The sequence below is a fragment of the Arthrobacter koreensis genome (assembly GCF_035792275.1).
Classification (GTDB): Bacteria; Actinomycetota; Actinomycetes; order Actinomycetales; family Micrococcaceae; genus Arthrobacter_B; species Arthrobacter_B koreensis_A.
Window position 1 is genome coordinate 13,013 of record NZ_JAMWKK010000012.1, and the last position, 18,949, is coordinate 31,961.

An 18,949-nucleotide genomic window follows, 5' to 3' on the forward strand; every position below is an offset into this window, starting at 1 on the left:
GTTGAGTGCCCCATCAGCTGCCCTCCCGGCACAGGCAGGCCCCAGGGGTGCCGCAAAGCCGTTCCCGGCAGCCGCCGGGGCACTTAGTACGTACAGGGTACAAGCTCACTTAGGCTTAAAGACATGACTATCGACGGCGCTTATGTTCCGGGAGAAATACCGCAGACCTACCTTGCCCGCGGACACAGCCAGCGGGAGGAAGGCCGCAGTGCGGAAAAGGCCTTCGCGCCCGCGCCGGAACCCCTGCCCGTCCCGGTGATGGACAACCACACACACCTCGATTTCGGGGTTGCTGGCGCACGCACCGCTTCAGCGGCGCTGGACGCGGCGGCCGCCGCAGGTGTCCAGGGCGCTGTCCAGGTAGGAACGGACCTCGAATCCTCCCGTGAGGCCGTTCGGCTGGCCGAGGAAGAACCGCGGCTGCTGGCCGCCGTCGCGATCCACCCGAATGACGCCCCGGAACTGGCCGCCGCCGGGACCCTGGAGGACGCGCTCGCGGAAATCGAGGCGCTGGCTGCCAGTCCGCGCGTCCGTGCCGTGGGCGAGACCGGCCTGGATTATTACCGGACCGGCCCGGAAGGCGTCGACGCGCAGCAGTATTCCTTCCGGCAGCACATCGGCGTTGCCCGCCGGAAGGGCATTGCGGTGCAGATCCATGACCGCGAGGCACACGATGACGTGGTCCGGATCCTGAAGGAGGAGCAGCTTCCGCCCGCCGTGGTGTTCCACTGCTTTTCGGGTGACGCCGAACTGGCCCGGATCTGCAACGAGAACGGCTGGTACATGTCCTTCGCCGGGACCGTGACGTTCCGCAACGCCGAAGGGATCCGGGACGCGCTGGCGATCGCCGATCCGTCACTGGTGCTGGTGGAAACGGATGCCCCGTTCCTGACTCCGCACCCGTACCGGGGCCGGAACAATGCGAGCTACATGATCCCTTATACGGTACGGGCGATGGCCGATATCCGAGGCGCCGGGCTGGAGCAGTTCTGCAGCCGAATCGCCGAGAATACGACCGGCGTCTACGGCTCCTGGGACTAGGTGTCAATCCCATAGGCCGAAACTGCAGTTTGCCCGGAGATCACGGTTCGGTTACGGTAGGGACCTATTAGCCGGGGTCGGGGAAGGCTTCCGGACTGATACCAACCGCCTTAGAGAACCATGCCCTGCCTCGGCAGCCGGTGTAGCCACGACGGCGATGGTCCCTGCCTGCGCGCGCCGGCACTCCGTGAGATCCGGAGCCCTGCCCGGTGTGCGCCCAAGTCCCCGTGCCCGGAAGCTCGAAAAGTTTGGAATTCCGTGGCAACTGCAATCGTGAGGCGCGGGCTGAAGCTCGGAGGCCAGGCCGCCGTTATGGTGGCGCTCATCCTGGGACTCGTGGCCTTCGTCGGCACCAACAAGTCCGTCGTCCTGAACGTGGACGGGGAAACCAGCGACATCATGACCTTCGGCGGCACCGTTGAGGACGTCCTGGAAAAGGCCGACGTCCAGCTTGCAGCCGCTGACCGCGTGGTTCCCGATCCGGCAACCGAAGTCCGGGACGGCACCACGATTGAAGTAACCACGGCCAAGACCGTAGCCGTGAACGTAGACGGTACCGGCCACACCGTTCAGACCACCGGGTCCACGGTGGCCGACCTTATCTCCGAACTCCGTGTTTCCGCGAAGTCATCGGTCTCCGCCTCGCTGGACACCTCCCTGCTGTCCGTGCGCGGACTCTCCATCTCCACCCCCAAGACGGTGACCCTGCTGGTTGACGGCAAGACCTCCCAGCTGGAGACCACCGCCTCCAGCGTCGAGGAGCTCCTCGCCGAGGCCGGCGTGAGCCTTGGATCCTCCGACCGTCTTTCTGTGCCGGCACGGGCTGCCATCGCCGACGGCATGACGCTCAAAGTGACCCGGGTCGCCGAGGGCACGCAGGACACGGTGACCGAGGCCGTGCCGTTCGAAACCCGCACCGTTGACGACGCCGAGCTGCTCGAAGGCGAAAAGAAAGTCACCGAACCCGGCACTGCCGGCGAACGCACCCTGGTGTTCAACACCGTGGTGGTGGACGGCCGTGAAGTAAGCCGTGTCCTTGCGAGCGAAAGCCTGACGCGCGAGCCCGTTGCCGAAACAGTGGCCGTGGGCACCAAGAAGCGCCCCGCGGCGCCTGCCCCGTCAGGTACTGCACCGGCAGGCGGCGCCTGGGCCGCGCTCGCTCAGTGCGAGTCCGGCGGCAACTGGCACATCAACACCGGCAACGGCTACTACGGCGGACTCCAGTTCAGCACCCAGAGCTGGCTCGGCGCCGGCGGCGGTGCCTACGCCCCGGTGGCAAGCGAAGCCACTCCCGAGCAGCAGATCGCGGTTGCGGAGAACCTCCGTGCCAACGGCGGCTGGGGCCACTGGCCGTCCTGCTCCCGCAAACTCGGGCTGCTCTAGTTCCCCTGGAACCCCGACGGAAAAGCCGGCCCCTGTGGCCGGCTTTTCCCGTTCCGGAGCAGTTTCACCGGACCGTGCCCGTGCCTGCTGCCAGCGCCGCCGCCAGCGCCTGCACATGCCCGGACCGGTCTGCTGCGCCGGCCAGGCGAAACAGCGACTCGCTTTCCTGGAATCTGTCCGCGGCAGCCTCGACCCGGCCCAGTGACTCCAGGCTGAGGCCAAGCTGCAGTGCCACTTCCCCCGCCGTCTGCGGGGACAACGAGCCACGCCCGGCCCATGCCTCGGAGAGCAGGTCCACTGCCCGGGCATAATTGCCGTTCAGATGCTGCCAGCGCCCGTGGGCGTGAACCAGGTCCAGCGCGTCGCTGGCCGAGGCCCCCACAACGGCCAGGGCAGCCTCGGCCTGCCGGATGCAGGCGAACGTCTGGGCATCGTGCAGCCCCGAGGCCAGGCGCATGCTGGCGGAGGCCTTGTTGAACGCAGCCCACAGCCCCACGTCCAGGCGCGGGCTGAGCAGCGCCGCCGCCCGTTGGTGGTAGCGCACGCCGGTCCCCGGGTCACCGCGCCGGAATGCTACGTTGCCTGCCGCCCAATAGGCCTTGCCTGCCAGCAGGCTGTCCGGCACGGTCTCCGCCAGGGGCAGGACCATCACCCGGCAGTACTCCCAGGCCTGGGACAGCCGGCCGCTTTCCGTGAGCGCCGCAACCAGGCTCAGGTACGCGGCGAGTGTCACTTCCTGTCCGGACGGACCATCCTGGGCGGAGGCAACTGCCTCCCGGCCGTGCCGCACCGCATCCGGCAGCTTCCCCGCCCCCTGGCAGGCACGGGCGAGCAGCTCCAGCGCCCGTGAGCGAAGGTCCGGTCGGCTGCGGGCCAGGGGATGCCGGGCCAGCGCGGTGGCCTGATGAATGCAGAACGAGTAATGGCCCAGCCGGAGCCGGGCGCTGCCTGCCAGCAGGGACAGTTCCCACCAGTCCTGAAGGTCACCCTCGGACCGGGCTGCGGCTGCTGCAGCCACCGCGGTCTCCAGGCATCCGAAGTAGTTTCTCTCATCCCAGGCCTGGCACGCGGCCAGCCCCAGCCAGAGGGACCCCTCCGGGCCGCCCGGCCGCGCCCTGCATCCGGGGGCTGCTGCCAGCCCGCTGGCCAGATGGCCAAGGACATCCCGTCCCGGCTCCCGCCGGCCGGCTTCAAGCAGGGAGACCTCCCGTTCACGCAGCAGTGCAGGTGCCCCCAGTTCCCTGCGGCTGAGGAATCTCTCCTGCCGGGCTGTTCGAAGCCTTTTCCCGAAGGTTTTACCCATGACAGTTACCGCCGTTCTCCCGGTGCGCCAGACTTGGATCAGCCGCGGTAAAGGACGCTACAGTCCGGTCTCCGGCTACGGCAGAGCAACTGTGAAAGAGCGGAAGGAATCCCATGAGTCTTTTCCAGCCATCTTTTCCGCCGGCCCGTGAGTCCCGTGTGGGGGACTGGCCTGACTAGCAGCTTCGCCTGCGCACACGGCCTCCAGCGGCCGCGGGCGCTAGTATGAGGCAGTGACTGAATCCGTTTCCGCACCCGTTCCGCGGCCCAAACCGCTCCTTGGCGCCTCCGATATCCGTGCGCTGGCGGAGGAGCTGGGCGTTCGGCCCACCAAGACCCTTGGCCAGAACTTCGTCATAGACGGCAACACGATCCGCCGCATCGTCGCTGCCGCTTCGGTGGATCCTGAAGAGACCGTGCTGGAGGTTGGTCCCGGCTTGGGCTCGCTCACCCTGGGGCTGCTTGATGCCGCCCGCGAAGTGGTTGCCGTGGAGATTGACCCGGTGCTGGCCGCGCGCCTGCCGCAGACAGTGCAGACCTGGCGCCCGGAGCAGTCCGAAAACCTCCATGTGGTGCTCGAGGACGCGATGCGCGTTACCGAGCTGCCCGCCGAGCCCACTGCCTTGGTGGCGAACCTGCCCTACAATGTTGCAGTTCCGGTGGTGCTGCACCTGCTGGAAACCTTCCCGAGCCTGCGCCACGGCCTGGTTATGGTCCAGGACGAAGTGGCCGACCGGCTGGCTGCCAGGCCGGGTTCCAAGACCTACGGCGTCCCCTCCGTGAAGGCAGCGTGGTACGGAACCATGCGCAAGGCCGGGGTGATCGGAATGAACGTCTTCTGGCCCGCGCCCAAGATTGCGTCCGGCCTTGTGGGTTTCGAACGCCATGAACCGCCTGCCACCTCAGCCACCCGCGAAGAGGTGTTCGCCGTGATTGACGCTGCCTTCGCGCAGCGCCGCAAGACCCTGCGCGCCGCGCTGGCCGGCTGGGCGGGCAGCCCTGCCGCTGCGGAAACTGCGCTCCGCACTGCCGGGGTGGACCCCAGCGCCCGCGGTGAAGTCCTCGACATTGCCGCCTATACCCGGATTGCAGAGGCAAAAGCCGCATCGTGAACGGATCCTTCCAGGACCCGGCAGCCGTAACGGTCAGCTCGCCGGGAAAGATAAACGTCTCGCTCCAGGTGGGGCCGCTGCGTGCTGACGGCTACCACGCGGTGGCCAGTGTCTACCTGGCGCTGAGCCTGCGCGAAGAGGTACGTGCCGCGCACGCGGCGCGTCCCGGCATCACCGTCTCCGTTGAAGGCGGCGGCCCGCTGCGGATTCCCGTGGACGGGATTCCCCTGGGGCCGGACAACCTGGTGGCCCGCGCCGCGGCGGCGCTGGCCGCACACGCCGGAATCACCGAACCGGCCGTGGAACTGACCATCACTAAGCGTGTCCCCGTAGCCGGCGGCATGGGCGGCGGATCGGCTGACGCCGCAGCCGCGCTGGTTGCCTGCAACCTGCTCTGGGGAGCCGGACTGGACGAAGCTGAACTCCGGTCACTGGCTGCGGGCCTGGGTGCGGACGTGCCGTTCGCGCTGGAAGGCGGCGCCGCCGTCGGGCTTGGCGTCGGTGACCGGCTCACCGCCGTCCCGGCAGAGACCCCGCTGCACTGGGTCCTGGTCGCCTCCGGATCGGGCCTGTCCACCCCTGCCGTGTACGGCCGGCTGGACGCACTCAGGTCTGAAGCCCAGGCCGTGGGTGCGGCTCCGGCTCCCGAACCCGATGCCGCCGACCCCCGTGTGCTCGAGGCACTTCGCTCCGGGAACGCAGCGGCGCTGGCCGGCGTTATCTCTAACGACCTGCAGCCCGCAGCCCTGTCCCTGGCACCCGAACTTGAAAACGTCCTGGACCGCGGACGCCGGCTGGGCGCGCTGGCCGGAATCGTGTCCGGCTCCGGACCCACACTTGCCTTCCTGGCTGCGGACGCAGGCTCCGCTGCAGCGCTGGAAACGGCACTTCGCGCCGACGGGCACAATGCACTGGCCGTCCACGGCCCTGTTGCCGGGGCAGCGCCCGCGGCCGACAAAACCTGAACACCGACGAAAGTAGTTCCGATTGGCACACCTGCTTGGCGCTGAGAACCTCAGTATCGCCTTTGGCACCCGCACCATCCTCGACGCCGTCTCCCTTGGGCTCGACGAGGGGGACCGGATCGGCATGGTGGGCCGGAACGGCGACGGCAAGTCCACGCTGATGCGGCTGCTCGCTGAGCGGCAAAGTGCGGACAGCGGCCGGGTCACCCGCCGCCGCGATGTCACCGTGGGCTACCTGGACCAGTCCGACGTGCTCGACGGCGACCTCACCGTGGGGCAGGCAATCGTGGGCGACGCCGCGGACTACGAGTGGGCTTCGGACCCGAAGATCCGCGACGTGATGAGCGGCCTGGTGCAGGAAGTTGACTGGAACGCACAGGTCTCCTCCCTCTCCGGCGGCCAGCGCCGCCGGGTCGCGCTGGCGAAGCTGCTGATGGGGAACGACGACGTCATCATGCTCGACGAGCCCACCAACCACCTCGACGTCGAAGGCGTGGCCTGGCTGGCCCGGCACCTGAAACAGCGCTGGCGGGCCACCGACGGAGCACTGCTGGTGGTCACCCACGACCGCTGGTTCCTGGACGAAGTCTGCACCCGTACCTGGGAAGTGCACGACGCCGTCGTCGAGCCCTTTGACGGCGGATACGCCGCCTACGTGCTGGCCCGCGCCGAACGCGACCGGATGGCGGCCGTCGTCGAGAACAAGCGCCAGCAGCTGATCAAGAAGGAACTGGCCTGGCTGCGCCGCGGCGCCCCGGCACGGACCTCCAAGCCGAAGTTCCGCATCGAGGCCGCGAACACCCTGATTGCCGACGTGCCCGAGCCCCGCGACACGCTGTCCCTGAACAAGATGGCGACGGCGCGGCTGGGCAAGGACGTCCTGGACCTGGAAAACGTGTCCCTGGAACTGGGGGACACCCAGCTCTTCCGGAACATCACCCTGCGGCTGGCTCCCGGGCAGCGGCTGGGCATCGTGGGTGTCAACGGCGCCGGCAAGACCACGCTGCTGCGCCTGCTCAACGGCACTGTTGAACCGACGTCGGGCCGGCTGAAGCGCGGCAAGACCGTGCAGACCGCGGTGCTGACCCAGGAAGTCCGTGAACTGGACGAGGTCGCCGACCTGCGGGTCATCGAAGTGATCGAGAAGGAAAAGCGCGTCTTCAACGTGGGCGGGCGTGAACTTTCCGCCGGGCAGCTGGTGGAGCAGCTGGGCTTCAGCTCCCAGCGGCAGTGGACGCCGGTGCGTGAGCTTTCCGGCGGCGAGCGGCGGCGGCTGCAGCTGCTGCGCCTGCTGGTGGGGGAGCCGAACGTGCTGATGCTCGACGAACCGACCAACGACCTCGATACCGACACGCTGGCCGCGGTGGAAGACGTGCTGGACGGCTGGCCCGGAACCCTGGTGGTCGTCTCGCACGACCGTTACCTGCTGGAGCGTGTCACTGACACCCAGATGGCCCTGCTCGGCGACGGGAAGCTGCGGGACCTGCCCGGCGGCGTCGACCAGTATCTTGAACTGCGTGAAGCAGCGCTGGCCTCCGGTGCCGGCGGCGGAAGTTCCTCGCAGGCCAGCCGGGCAGCGCAGGCAGGTGCCTCCCGGCCGGATGCTGCCGGCACCGGTGCCGTGGCTACCGCTGTGGCGGGCTCGGCGTACTCCGAAGCGGATAAGCGAAACGCCCGCAAGGACCTCACCCGGATTGAGCGCCAGCTGACCAAGCTCGCCGGGCAGTCGGAGAAGATCCACGAACAGATGAGCAGGGAAACGGCCGGCGGCAGCCCGGACTTCGAGGTGCTAGCGGACCTGAACGCCAAGCTGCAGGCCGTGGCGGCCGAGCAGGAGGAGCTGGAGATGCAGTGGCTCGAGGCTTCGGAGATCCTCGAGTAGCCCCTGCGGGTGACGCCGGGGTCAGCCGGAGACGCTGAGGTCGGTGCCTTCGGAGGCCAGCAGCTCGGGCAGCACGTGGTCGCGCAGCAGCGGAGAAATATCATCGCGGGCGAACGCCTCTGCCGGCGTGAGCCAGAGCGTCTCCTCGATTTCCGCCGCGGCTTTCGGTGCAGGGGTGTTCCCCGTTCCGCAGGGACCGGAAAGGCTGAGTGCGAACAGCCCGGCGTCGATGTGGGTATTCGCCTCGTTGGCTGCGGGACCGTACCAGCGGCCAATGTCCGCCAGGTCGCCCGGGGTGACCGCCAGGCCCAGCTCCTCGTTCACCTCGCGGGCGGCGGCCGAGCGGAAATCCTCGCCGGCTTCCAGCTTTCCGCCGGGCTGCATGAACTTCCGGGTGCCGCGCTTGCGGACCAGCAGGATCCGTCCCTCCGAATCACGCACGAGGACAGCGGACAGCGTGAGGACCAGCGGTATGCCGCCTCCGGGAATGTGCCCGAGTGCCGGTTCCTTCTGCAGACCGGTCAGGCCGTTCCAGGAGAGGTTCACCAGGTGCGCTGCCACCGTGGCCTTGTCCGGTGTGCGGGCGTCAAGCCACCACTGGCCGGTCATGGCGACCATGCCCACGAGCATCTGGGCGTACATTCCGCCCACCTCGGCACTCAGCCCGCGGCTGCCAAACTCCTTGGAGAGGATGTGCTCAACGTCCGCGGCGATGCGGGAAAGAAGGGTGGAGAAGGTGCCTTCAGGCTGCGACGGTGGAGCGTCCCGGACCAGGATGCGGAAACCGTCGGTGTGGTTCTCAATGTAATCAAGCAGTGAATAGGCCGCGCGTTCCAGCAGCACCCGCGGACCGGCGTCGGCGCCCAGGGCTTCCGTGATGGCTGCCAGCAGGCGGTCGAACTCGGTGTCCACTACTTCCGTGTACAGCGCTTCCTTTGAACCGAAGTGTTCGTAGACCACCGGCTTGGACACTCCGGCCCCGGCGGCAATGTCCTCGATGGTCGCACCTTCAAGTCCCCGCAGGGCGAAAAGGGAGCGGGCGACGCCGATCAGCTGGGCCCGCCGCTGGACTCCTGTCATACGCGGCCGTGACCGCGCAGTTGTTATTCTCGCCACCGTCCCAGTCTACGCATTGGCGTGAGCCACCCCGCGGGCCGGCGGTGCTCCAAGTCGCGGAGCGGGGTTCGGACATGGCAAACTGGACTCTTGTGTGCGGCATCAGCCACACATTTTCCGCCCTGGTGTAACGGCAGCACCCCGGCCTTTGGAGCCGTGGAGTATAGGTTCGAATCCTATGGGCGGAACGCTGGGAAGCAGCCGTGCGGCACGCCTGGAACTGCCCCGGTGCCGTGGCCGGACAACGTGTAGGAGCGCCTTTTCGTGAGCATGCAGGATACGCAGGGAACCGGACCGAACGAAGGCGCCGCACCAGCCGCGGTCATAGTCCTGGCCGCCGGCGCGGGCACCAGGATGAAATCCCGTACTCCGAAGATCCTCCACCCCATGGGCGGCATTTCAATGGTTGGGCACGCCCTGAATGCCGCCGAAGCCCTGCACCCGCGGACCCTCGCCGTCGTCGTCCGCCATGAGCGCGACCAGGTGGCCTCCCACATCGCTTCCCTGATGCCCGGCGCCATGATCGTGGACCAGGATGAAATCCCCGGGACCGGACGCGCTGTCCAGGCCGCCGTGGAGGCCGTGGACGCCCTTGCTCCGCTGGAGGGAACCGTTGTGGTGACCTACGGCGACGTGCCGCTGCTGGAAGCCGCCACCCTGCGCGAGCTGGTCGCGGTGCACAACGTGGACTCCAACGCCGTCACGGTACTGACGGCACGGGTCGCCGACCCCACCGGCTACGGCCGGGTGCTGCGTGCCGAAGACGGAACGGTCACCGGAATCGTGGAGCAGAAGGATGCCACGGCAGAGCAGCTGGCTGTGAACGAAATCAACTCCGGCATCTATGCCTTCGACGCCGCCGTGCTCCGCTCGGCCCTGGCCTCGGTCAGCACCGACAACGCGCAGGGCGAGATGTACCTGACCGACGTCCTGGCCATCGCCCGCGCAGCCGGCGGACGCGTCGCCGCCGTTGAAACCACCGACCAGTGGCAGGTTGAAGGCGCCAACGACCGGGTGCAGCTCGCAGCCCTGAACGCTGAGCACAACCGCCGGAACCTTATCCGCTGGATGCGTGCCGGCGTCACCATCGCGGACCCGGCAACCACCTGGATCGATTCAACCGTCATCCTGGACGAAGACGTCACCATCCTTCCCGGCACCCAGCTGCACGGCACCACCACGGTGGCGCGCGACGCCGTCGTCGGCCCGGACACTACCCTCACCAACGTGGTGATCGGCGAAGGCGCAAAGGTGATCCGCACGCACGGATCAGACGCCGTGATCGGTGCGGGCGCCGACGTCGGGCCCTTCGCCTACCTGCGCCCCGGCACGCGGCTGGGAGAGCGCGGGAAGATCGGCACGTTCGTGGAGACCAAGAACGCGCAGATCGGCACCGGCTCCAAGGTTCCGCACCTTTCCTATGTGGGGGATGCCACCATCGGTGAGCACTCGAACATTGGCGCAGCTTCCGTATTCGTCAATTACGACGGCGAAAACAAGCACCACACCACGGTCGGATCGCACGTGCGGATGGGCAGTGACAACATGTACGTGGCGCCCGTCACGGTTGGGGACGGGGCGTACAGTGGAGCTGGAACGGTGATCCGCAAGGACGTTCCGGCGGGCTCGCTGGCCATCAACGTTGCACCCCAGCGCAACCTCGAGAACTGGGTGTCGGCCAACCGCCCCGGTTCCGCTGCTGCGCAGGCCGCCGAGCGCGCCCAGACACAGACTTCCCTCTCCGGTACTGATATCCCCACGCGAGAAAGCGAACAGTCATGAGCAGCGTAATCACCGCACAAGGTGAAAAAAGGCTTGTCCTAGCAACAGGACGGGCACACCCTGAGCTGGCGGAGGAAGTGGCCAAGTGCCTCGACACGGAGCTGCTGCCGCTTGCTGCCTATGACTTCGCCAACGGCGAGATCTACGTACGTCCCGGCGAGAGCGTGCGCGGCAAGGACGTTTTTGTCATCCAGGCCCACCCGGCACCGCTGAACAACTGGCTGATGGAACAGTTGATCATGATCGACGCACTCAAGCGTGCCTCGGCCCAGCGAATCACCGTGGTCTCCCCGTTCTACCCGTACGCCCGCCAGGACAAGAAGGGCCGCGGCCGCGAGCCGATCTCCGCCCGCCTGGTGGCAGACCTGTACAAGACCGCCGGCGCCGACCGCATCATGAGCGTAGACCTGCACACCTCGCAGATCCAGGGCTTCTTCGACGGCCCGGTTGACCACCTGATGGCCATCCCCCTGCTGGCCGACTACATCCGCACCCGCGTGGACGTTTCCAACGTCACCGTGGTTTCCCCGGACACCGGCCGCGTCCGCGTTGCCGAGCAGTGGGCCGAGCGCCTGGGCGGCGCTCCGCTGGCGTTCGTGCACAAGAGCCGCGACCTGACCGTGCCCAACCAGGCCGTTTCCAAGCAGGTCGTGGGCCAGATCGAAGGCCGCACCTGCGTGCTGATCGACGACATGATCGACACCGGCGGAACCATTGCCGGTGCCGTGCGCGTGCTGAAGGAAGCCGGTGCCAAGGACGTCATCATCGCCGCCACCCACGCCGTGTTCTCCGATCCGGCAGCGCGCACCCTGGCCGAGTCCGGCGCCCGCGAAGTCGTGGTCACCAACACCCTCCCGATCCCGGTCAACAAGCGCTTCGAGCAGCTCACTGTGCTCTCGATCGCCCCGCTGATCGCCCGCGCCATCCGCGAGGTCTTCGAAGACGGTTCCGTGACGAGCCTGTTCGACGGCAAGGCGTAGCCATCCGCAGCCCCCTTTTCGTCGAGAGGCCAGTTACGGCCGGTTTGAGCGCTCAAACCAGCCGTAACTGGCCTCTCGGTGGTTTGGGGGAGCGGGAGCGGGATGGACAGCGCGACGCCGGGAAGCTGGTAACATTGTCTCCGATGCCTAGGCGAGGGAGGCCCCGGAATATCCCGGAGGCACTCCGTTATCGACGGTGGCTGGCAACTTCTCAACTGCACGCGCCCTGACTCAGTTTCTGAGGACCGGCGCAGATGATGCAGCTGGTTCGTTCCGATACCGGCGCCGAATAGGCAACTGAAATCCCGGAAGAACCAACACAGGAGTTTGCAATGTCTGAGCAGAAGCTCGCAGCCTCGACCCGCACCGACTTCGGCAAGGGTGCAGCCCGCAAGGCCCGCGCCGCCGGCAAGATCCCCGCAGTCATCTACGGCCACGGCGCCGATGTCATGCACATCCTGCTGCCCGCCAAGGCAACCACGCTGGCCGTCCGCACCCCGAACGCGCTGCTGGAAATCGACGTCGACGGCGAAGGCCACCTGGCCCTGGCCAAGGACATCCAGCGCGACCCGATCAAGCAGATCATCGAGCACATCGACCTCCTGACCGTCCGCAAGGGCGAGAAGGTCGACGTCGAGGTCAACGTCCACGTTGAAGGCGAAGTTGCCCCCGGCGCCGTTTACAACCAGGAAGCCGTGACCGTCCTCGTTTCCGCCGACGCCACCAACCTGCCGGAAACCGTCACGGTCTCCGTCGAAGGCCGTGCCGCAGGCGAGCATGTCACCGCCGGTGACATTGAGCTCCCCGCAGGCGTCGAGCTGCTGCTGGACCCGGAGACCATGGTTGTCAACATCTCCGAGCCGGTCGTTTCGGCTGCCGACGAGGCTGAAGAAGCTTCCGAAGAAGCTGCTGCCGAAGAGGCGTAGTCCTTCTTGACCAGCAACACCTGGCTTGTAGCCGGGCTCGGGAACCCCGGGCCCGGCTACAGCCGTAACCGGCACAATGTTGGCCAAATGGTCCTGGACGAGCTGGCCTCACGCATGGGCGGCAGGTTCAAATCGCACAAGTCCCGTGCGCAGGTCCTGGAAGGCCGCATCGGCATCGGCGGTCCCCGCGTGGTCCTGGCGAAGCCGCTCACCTACATGAACCTCTCCGGCGGACCGGTCTCCGCGCTGGCGCGCTTCTACGGGATCGATCCGGGGAACGTCGTTGCCGTGCACGACGAAATCGACATTCCCTTCAACTCGGTCAAGCTCAAGCTCGGCGGCGGTGAAGGCGGGCACAACGGACTGCGCGACATCAGCAAGGCCCTCGGCACCAAGGACTACCTGCGGGTACGTGTGGGCGTTGGCCGTCCTCCGGGCCGGATGGACACAGCGGACTGGGTCCTGAAGGACTTCGGCACGGCTGAGTCCAAGGAGCTGCCCTTCCTGCTTTCCGACGGCGCAGACGCTGTTGAGCTGCTGCTTTCCGACGGTCTGCTCGCCGCCCAGCAGAAGTTCCACAGCGGGGCCTGACGCTCCTTCCGGCGTCCTCGGCGGGTAAAGCCGCAGGTCACCTGCCACGAGTAGCCGCCGCAGAATATTTAGGTATAGAACCCGTGCCCGCGGTCCCCCAAGGGAGCATTGTTTGGTCCCCGGGCCGGGCCTACACTGGCGGTAGCCTTCGGGCTCCTGAAGCGGGGCCGGCGTCGGGAGGCCTCCGAGACTGGGCCACCCCCATCCCGGCGCCGGTCCCTTACAACTCTCCTGAAGCAGTACTTCCTCCCTCAGCCCATTTCATCCGGCGTTTGCCGGCAGCATCGGTTTGCGCCGTGGCCCGAGCCCTCCACCTATCCCGGACAGCCGACCGGCACTTCCCGGCGGCGACATCCGCACTTGCATGCCTTCCTATGGGCGCTGATGGAGCGTACTCTTTCCTGCAGCGGATTGATGGCAAGCGCGGCTGCGCAGCGAGCCACATCAGGCACTGAATCGGGGATCTGGGGGGAACATATGGAAGGGCCTGCTTCGTACGGTCCTGGCAGGCGGCCGCATCTGTTGCCGGCCGGCACAATATGAGGCTGCCCAGGCCGCTGGCGGGACTCGTGGGCCGTGACGCTGTGCTCGGACGCCTGGAGTCCGCCCTGGCTGGAGGACGGGGAGCGCTCATCGTCGGGCCGCAGGGCGTTGGCAAGTCAGCGCTTGCACTGGCGCTCATCGACCGTGCCCGCGGATTCCGGGTCGAGACGCTGCACGGGACAGCAGTCTCCCGGCGCAGCCCCTACGGTGCCCTGGCACCGCTGCTGAGCGAGCTGCCGCTGACCGGAGGCCTGAATCCTGTGAGCGCACTCCACGAAGTGCGCAGGCTGCTCCGTGCGAGGGCAGCGGGCGTACCGCTCCTGCTGGTGGTTGACGACGTCGACGAGCTCGATGAACTCTCCGTCCAGGTCATCGCCCAGCTGGTGCGTTCCGGGGAAATAATCCTCGTGGCCACGGCCACGGATCTGCTGCGCGCTGAACCGGAGGTCCTCTCACTCTGGGCAGACGGGCACCTGGACCGGATCGACGTCGAACCCCTCAGCCGGACGGAAACCCGGACACTGATGGAAGGTTTCCTGAGTGGGCCGGTATCCGAACCGGCTGCCCGTGACATGTGGGTGGAAACGCAGGGTAATCCGCATTTCACCATCCTCATGACGGCTGAACAGGTGCGGCAGGGACGTTTGGTCCTCTCCGATCAGACATGGGTCCGTGCCGGGTCCTATTCCCATAACGGCGCCGTAGCAGAAGTCATCTTCACGCGTTTGTCCAGGCTGCCTGCGGACCACCGCAAGCTGGTGGAGGTCCTCTCGCATGTCAGCCCGCTGCCGTTGCCCACAGTGCTGGTACTGGTTGCCCCCGAAACACTGGACGCCCTCGAAGAAGACGGAACGGTTGTGCTCGAACGCGGGGCGCTGCCGGCGGTGAAGCTCTCGGACTCATTGTTCGTCTCGGTGGTCGCTGCCAACGTTCCCCTGGGCCGGAGCCACCAACTGTGGAAGGAACTGTCCGATTCGCTGCCGGACCCCGGGGTCCTTACCCCTGCGGCGCTGTCCGGCTTTGTCTCCTGGTCGCTGGCCTGCGAGGCGGAACCAGGAGCGAACTGGGTCCAGATCGCCGCCAGGTTCGCCAACGATTCAGGCAAGCCGTCATCCGCGCTGGCCTTCGTAGGTTCGATCAGTCCCGATACCCGTGACCAGGAGCTAGTCCTCGAGGAAATCCGGGCGCTGATGGCGCTGGGGGAAGACCAGGCTGCCCTCGACGTCCTGACGGGTTTCGAACCGGATTTTGATCCGCACAGGCGCCGGAGCTGGGTTTCGCTCATGATCCTGAAGGCTGCGCTGCTGCGCAGTCTTTCCAAATCAGGGGACCCCGGTCTGGTCCTGCGCAGCCTGCGCCAGGCCCCGGACGGGCTCGGGGAGGCGCCGGACACCCCGGAAACCACCGCCGAAATCGACTATGCCCAGGCAGAACTCCAGCTGGCCGACGGGAACTGTGTCCAGGCCGTCCAGCCCCTGCGGTCGCTGGCGGCACGAAGCGGCATATCGGAGCGGATGCGTGCCCTTGCCGTGGCTGCGGCAGCGGAGGCCATGGCGGTCACCGGGCAGGCCGGCGAAGCGCTGGGCCTGGTGGATGAACACTGGGCCCTGCTGCGTGCTCCCCATCCGGCACCGGACCAGAGCGTCATTCTGAACCGCCTGTTCTACGCCTTTTATGCGGCCGGAGACCTGGACCGTGCGCTGCGCTTTGTCCGTGAGAATACTGAAGGCATCCACGATGCCTACCGGGGCACTGCCGGTGAGCTGGTCTGGGGCGTGGTCCGTGCGGCCGCCGGTGAATCCGATGCAGCGGTAGAGGCCCTCGAGCCGGCAGTGAGTCAGCTGAGGTTCCGGGATCCCCAGGACCTGCTGCCCCTCGCCGCGGCGCTGCTGTCCTATGCCCACGGACTCAGCGGAAACCCGTCCCGTGCCGCCCTCTACCAAAAGCTTGCCCCCCGTTTCCGAAACCACCCGTTCTGGCATGCGGCACGGGTCACCGAGTTCTTCCGGACGCTGGCCCGCCAGGGCCGGGAGAAGGAAACCGCCGCACGAAGCCTGGTTCAGATGGGCGAGGAAGCGGAAGCCCGGGGCAACATTTCCTTTGCCCTGGGCTGCTACGAAGCGGCCGCAAGCAGGGGAGACATGTCCGCGGCCGCGCAGCTCGCCAGGCTCGCCCCTACCGCAACGGGCCGCTGGGCCCAGGTCCTGGCATCCTATGGCCGCGGGCTGCTGGGCAGCGATCCCTGGATCCTGCTGGAGGCAGCCGAGGGCGCTGCCAAGCTTGGCCATCACCTGCTGGCCCATCACGCCGCAGGCCTGGTCCGCACTGTGTCCCCCGCCGGCGGGGGCAGCATCGCCCGCCGGGCCGCTGCCGTGGAGAACGCTGCGTACCGAAGGCTCCTGCGGGAAAACAGCATCCAGAACATGCTGGAGGGCCTCAGCGACTTCGACGCGCGGCTGGTTCAGCTGGCGGCAGGGACAGCATCAAGGAACGAAATTGCCGAGGAACTGCACCTGTCGCCGCGCACCGTGGACTGGCACCTGAACAAACTGTTTCGAAAGCTGCATGTGTCGGGAAGAACTGAGTTGAGGGATGTTCTGCGCTCCGCAGAATGAGGTATGGGGGAAGAATGCAGGGTTTTGCATCACAGCAGCTGGTGGGCCGGGAGGCGGAGGTCCAGTCGGTCCTGGCCGACCTGCGCTCCGCTGAGCTCAGCGGCGCCCTGCTGGTGGCCGAAGCGGGCATGGGCAAAAGCGCGCTGGCCAACGTCGTCGTCAGCAAGCTCGAACACGAAATGCCGGTTTTCAGGATCCATGCCAGCGCAGCGCTGACCGGGATCCCCTTCGGTGCCCTGGCACCGCTGCTGCCTGTGCTTTCGGCGGACGATACGGACTCGCCCCTGGCTGTCATGCGGGCGCTGCTCGGGAAGCTGCGTCCGGCAGCCGCGCGCGGCACGGATACCACTCCGCTGATGGTCGTAGACGACGCCCACGCCCTGGATGAAGCCAGTGCCGACCTGCTGTCCCAGCTAATGGCTTCGGGCAGGGTTCGGATGCTGGTGCTGACCAGGAGTATCACTGAGATCCCCGCAGGAATCCCGGCCCAGGTATGGAGCGGAGCCATTGCGCGGCACCACCTCCAGCCGCTGACTGAATCCCAGGTCCACGAGCTTTGCAGCCAGGTGCTCGGCGGGCCGGTGCTCAGCACTACCAGCGCTGAACTTGCCATGCGGAGCGGGGGCAATCCCATGTTCGTGCTGGCGCTGGTCGCCGAGACCCGCCGCAACGGCGCTCTGACCGAACGGCACGGGGTGTGGCTGATGGGAGAAAACGCCGACCCGCCGCAGGGCCGGCTGGCGGATCTGCTGAAGGCACAGCTCTCCGGGCTGTCCGGCGAGGAACGGGAAGCAATGGAAATCATTGCGCTGGCAGAACCGGTGCCCGTGGCGGTGGCGTTCAAGCTTGGCCTGCACCGTTCTGTGGACGCGTTGACGGCGGCGAACCTGGTCACCGTGGAAGACGAGGGCAACCGGCTGCTCCGGCCCCGGCATCCGCTGTACGGGCAGCTGGTGCGGCACATGGTCCCGGCTGCGCGAAGCGCACGCCTGCGCCAGCGGGTCCTGGCCATCATGCCTGATGACACGGAGTCCATGGACGGCCTGCTGCGAAGCGTCGGCTGGTCGCTGGACTGCGGAGCCGCTGTCCCGGACGAGCAGCTGCTGAGGGCCGCGTACATGGCCAACAACTTCTTCGACAGCGATTTTGCGCTCCGAGCCGCAGGAGAGATCAAGGATTCGGCCCTGCTGCCCGCCGCCAGGATCCAGAAGGCCCGCGCCCACTACCACCGTGCCAACTTCGATGCGGCACGGGAGCTCGTGACCGGAACAGTGGAAGCCGCAGCCGACCTGACGACGGCGAAGCTGGGCACCCTGGTGCGGGTCCAGCTGCTGCAGAGGCTTGCCCACGTGCCTGACGGGTTCCACGAGGCACGGGCGGCCTGGGAAGCTGCGATCCAGCGGATTGAGCAGACAGCTGCCGCCGCCGGAACGCTGGATGAGGAACTGGAGGCGGATATCGCCTCCTCGTGGCGCGGCGCCGCACTCCTGGGGGCACTGATTGCGGTGGCCGGCGGAGACCACCGCGGCACGGAGTCCGCGGTCAGGGACCTGCTGGTTCAGGCAAGGGAAGCGCAGGACGCTGAGGCAGTGCTCGTCTCCCTGGCGCTCCTGGGGGAAATCCATTCAAGCAGCGGGCGTGCGGAAAGCGCTGTGGCACTGACGCGCGAGGCGCTCTCCATCGTGGCCCACAGCGAGCACCGGTTCCTGACGTACTACCAGTTTGTCCTCCACCGCCACCTGTCGGCGCTGCTGTGGGCCGGCTACTGGGACGAAGTCCTCAGTTCCGTGCACCAGGACCTTGTGGGGGCCTCGCAGAGCGCGCTCCGGGTCGGCGGCACGGTGGACTTCTGCCTCGCCATCATGGAACTGCGCCGGGGCAACCTGGCGGCGGCACTGCCAAAGCTCACCGCCGCGATCGAAGGAATGCGGACCCATGATCCGGACGGCAACCTCGCTGTTGCCCTCTCCATTGCCGCCCAGCTGGCCGCGGGTGCGGGAGATCTTGAGCGGGCGGACGAACTGCTGGCAGACTGCGACCGGCTGGAGCCAAGGGGCACGGTCAGCACACGCTTCATAGCCCGGGGCAACCGCCTTGCCGCCGGATATGCCAGGACCGGGGATCCCAAGGCGCTCGCGGCCCTGCGCGAGGCGGGTGAGCAGGCCGAGGAACATGGTCTCGCAGCAGCTGAATTCGAGTTGCGCTGCCTGAGCATGCGGGCAGGGGACCCCACAGTTATGAACCGCCTGCTGAAACTCTCCGAAGAAATCCAGGGCCCGCGGGGCCGTGCCGTGAACGTGTTCGCCAGGGCTGTCCTGGACCAGGACGTACAAGGGCTGCTGCGCTTTGCCTCCGAGCCGAAGGACGTCGATGCGCGTGCCCTTGGGCCGATGGCACTGCAGGAGGCGCTGCGGATCGCCAAGTCGCAGGGGGACCGCACCCAGATCCAGCGGGTCCAGCGGATGATCGGCAAATCCTCTGCCGGTGCGGAAACCGGGCGCAGTGCCTCTGCGCCGGCCCTGACCCGGCGGGAAAGGGACGTAGCAGGGCTGGTGGCCAAGGGGTACCGCAACGCAGAGATCGCCGGGCAGCTGTTCCTGTCGGTGCGGACCGTGGAGGGCCACATCTACCGCATCTTCGAGAAACTCGGCATCAGCAGGCGGGAGGAACTCACCGCCGAGCTGATGGGGGAGTAGTTCCCGGGAGGGACT

The 18,949-nt window shown here is 67.2% G+C and carries 13 protein-coding genes and 1 tRNA gene; 12 read left to right on the forward strand and 2 right to left on the reverse strand.

From position 1 onward, the window contains the following. Positions 1 to 123: 123 nt before the first annotated feature. Entirely contained in the window at positions 124 to 1,041 is a 918-nt protein-coding gene (locus NGB94_RS12280) for a TatD family hydrolase (RefSeq protein ID WP_325790929.1), read from the forward strand. A gap of 258 nt (positions 1,042 to 1,299) precedes the next feature. Continuing rightward, the gene (locus NGB94_RS12285) at positions 1,300 to 2,424 is read left to right on the forward strand and encodes a ubiquitin-like domain-containing protein (RefSeq protein ID WP_325790930.1); all 1,125 of its coding nucleotides are present in this window, start codon (positions 1,300 to 1,302) and stop codon (positions 2,422 to 2,424) included. A gap of 64 nt (positions 2,425 to 2,488) precedes the next feature. Here the strand turns inward: NGB94_RS12285 and NGB94_RS12290 are convergent, their stop codons facing one another. Further along, a complete protein-coding gene (locus tag NGB94_RS12290; protein WP_325790931.1) occupies positions 2,489 to 3,727 on the reverse strand; it encodes a helix-turn-helix transcriptional regulator in 1,239 nt (412 codons plus the stop codon). 232 nt (positions 3,728 to 3,959) lie between these two features. On the opposite strand from NGB94_RS12290, the gene rsmA reads away from it, so the two are divergent. Genes rsmA through NGB94_RS12305 form a run of 3 tightly spaced genes read left to right on the forward strand, consistent with a single transcriptional unit; the run spans position 3,960 to position 7,685 of the window. Next, positions 3,960 to 4,838 carry a 16S rRNA (adenine(1518)-N(6)/adenine(1519)-N(6))-dimethyltransferase RsmA gene (rsmA, locus tag NGB94_RS12295; protein ID WP_325790932.1) on the forward strand — a complete coding sequence of 293 codons (879 nt, stop codon included), beginning with the start codon at positions 3,960 to 3,962 and terminating at the stop codon, positions 4,836 to 4,838. Continuing rightward, positions 4,835 to 5,803: a 4-(cytidine 5'-diphospho)-2-C-methyl-D-erythritol kinase gene (locus NGB94_RS12300; RefSeq protein WP_325790933.1), complete on the forward strand. Its 969-nt coding sequence runs from the start codon at positions 4,835 to 4,837 to the stop codon at positions 5,801 to 5,803. The genes rsmA and NGB94_RS12300 overlap by 4 nt, the downstream gene beginning before the upstream one ends. Before the next feature lie 22 nt (positions 5,804 to 5,825). Beyond that, positions 5,826 to 7,685 (forward strand): ABC-F family ATP-binding cassette domain-containing protein, encoded by a 1,860-nt coding sequence (locus NGB94_RS12305; RefSeq protein WP_325790934.1) that lies wholly within the window; start codon positions 5,826 to 5,828, stop codon positions 7,683 to 7,685. Between the two features lie 21 nt (positions 7,686 to 7,706). Here the strand turns inward: NGB94_RS12305 and NGB94_RS12310 are convergent, their stop codons facing one another. Beyond that, the gene (locus NGB94_RS12310) at positions 7,707 to 8,765 is read right to left on the reverse strand and encodes a TetR family transcriptional regulator (protein ID WP_325790935.1); all 1,059 of its coding nucleotides are present in this window, start codon (positions 8,763 to 8,765) and stop codon (positions 7,707 to 7,709) included. 152 nt (positions 8,766 to 8,917) lie between these two features. On the opposite strand from NGB94_RS12310, the gene NGB94_RS12315 reads away from it, so the two are divergent. From NGB94_RS12315 to NGB94_RS12345, 7 genes are all read left to right on the forward strand, one after another. Then, a tRNA-Gln gene (locus tag NGB94_RS12315) sits at positions 8,918 to 8,989 on the forward strand. A gap of 82 nt (positions 8,990 to 9,071) precedes the next feature. Beyond that, entirely contained in the window at positions 9,072 to 10,583 is a 1,512-nt protein-coding gene (glmU, locus tag NGB94_RS12320) for a bifunctional UDP-N-acetylglucosamine diphosphorylase/glucosamine-1-phosphate N-acetyltransferase GlmU (protein ID WP_325791036.1), read from the forward strand. Further along, complete coding sequence (locus NGB94_RS12325; RefSeq protein ID WP_091606667.1) at positions 10,580 to 11,563, forward strand: ribose-phosphate diphosphokinase; 984 nt, start codon at positions 10,580 to 10,582, stop codon at positions 11,561 to 11,563. The genes glmU and NGB94_RS12325 overlap by 4 nt, the downstream gene beginning before the upstream one ends. 332 nt (positions 11,564 to 11,895) lie before the next feature. Then, the gene (locus tag NGB94_RS12330) at positions 11,896 to 12,489 is read left to right on the forward strand and encodes a 50S ribosomal protein L25/general stress protein Ctc (RefSeq protein ID WP_325790936.1); all 594 of its coding nucleotides are present in this window, start codon (positions 11,896 to 11,898) and stop codon (positions 12,487 to 12,489) included. Between the two features lie 6 nt (positions 12,490 to 12,495). Further along, positions 12,496 to 13,080, forward strand: coding sequence for an aminoacyl-tRNA hydrolase (gene pth, locus NGB94_RS12335; protein WP_325790937.1), 585 nt, complete (start codon positions 12,496 to 12,498; stop codon positions 13,078 to 13,080). A gap of 539 nt (positions 13,081 to 13,619) precedes the next feature. Continuing rightward, positions 13,620 to 16,238, forward strand: coding sequence for an AAA family ATPase (locus tag NGB94_RS12340; protein ID WP_325790938.1), 2,619 nt, complete (start codon positions 13,620 to 13,622; stop codon positions 16,236 to 16,238). Positions 16,239 to 16,252: 14 nt separating this feature from the next. Next, a complete protein-coding gene (locus NGB94_RS12345) occupies positions 16,253 to 18,934 on the forward strand; it encodes a helix-turn-helix transcriptional regulator (RefSeq protein ID WP_325790939.1) in 2,682 nt (893 codons plus the stop codon). The last annotated feature ends 15 nt before the right edge of the window (positions 18,935 to 18,949 follow it).

What these genes read in the sequence shown, in the direction of transcription:
- NGB94_RS12280 (WP_325790929.1), top strand. Translation starts at nt 124, where the DNA reads ATGACTATCGACGGCGCTTATGTTCCGGGAGAAATACCGCAGACCTAC.
- NGB94_RS12325 (WP_091606667.1), top strand. Translation starts at nt 10,580, where the DNA reads ATGAGCAGCGTAATCACCGCACAAGGTGAAAAAAGGCTTGTCCTAGCA.
- NGB94_RS12340 (WP_325790938.1), top strand. Translation starts at nt 13,620, where the DNA reads ATGAGGCTGCCCAGGCCGCTGGCGGGACTCGTGGGCCGTGACGCTGTG.
- NGB94_RS12330 (WP_325790936.1), top strand. Translation starts at nt 11,896, where the DNA reads ATGTCTGAGCAGAAGCTCGCAGCCTCGACCCGCACCGACTTCGGCAAG.
- NGB94_RS12310 (WP_325790935.1), bottom strand. Translation starts at nt 8,765, where the DNA reads ATGACAGGAGTCCAGCGGCGGGCCCAGCTGATCGGCGTCGCCCGCTCC.
- NGB94_RS12290 (WP_325790931.1), bottom strand. Translation starts at nt 3,727, where the DNA reads ATGGGTAAAACCTTCGGGAAAAGGCTTCGAACAGCCCGGCAGGAGAGA.
- NGB94_RS12345 (WP_325790939.1), top strand. Translation starts at nt 16,253, where the DNA reads ATGCAGGGTTTTGCATCACAGCAGCTGGTGGGCCGGGAGGCGGAGGTC.
- glmU (WP_325791036.1), top strand. Translation starts at nt 9,072, where the DNA reads ATGCAGGATACGCAGGGAACCGGACCGAACGAAGGCGCCGCACCAGCC.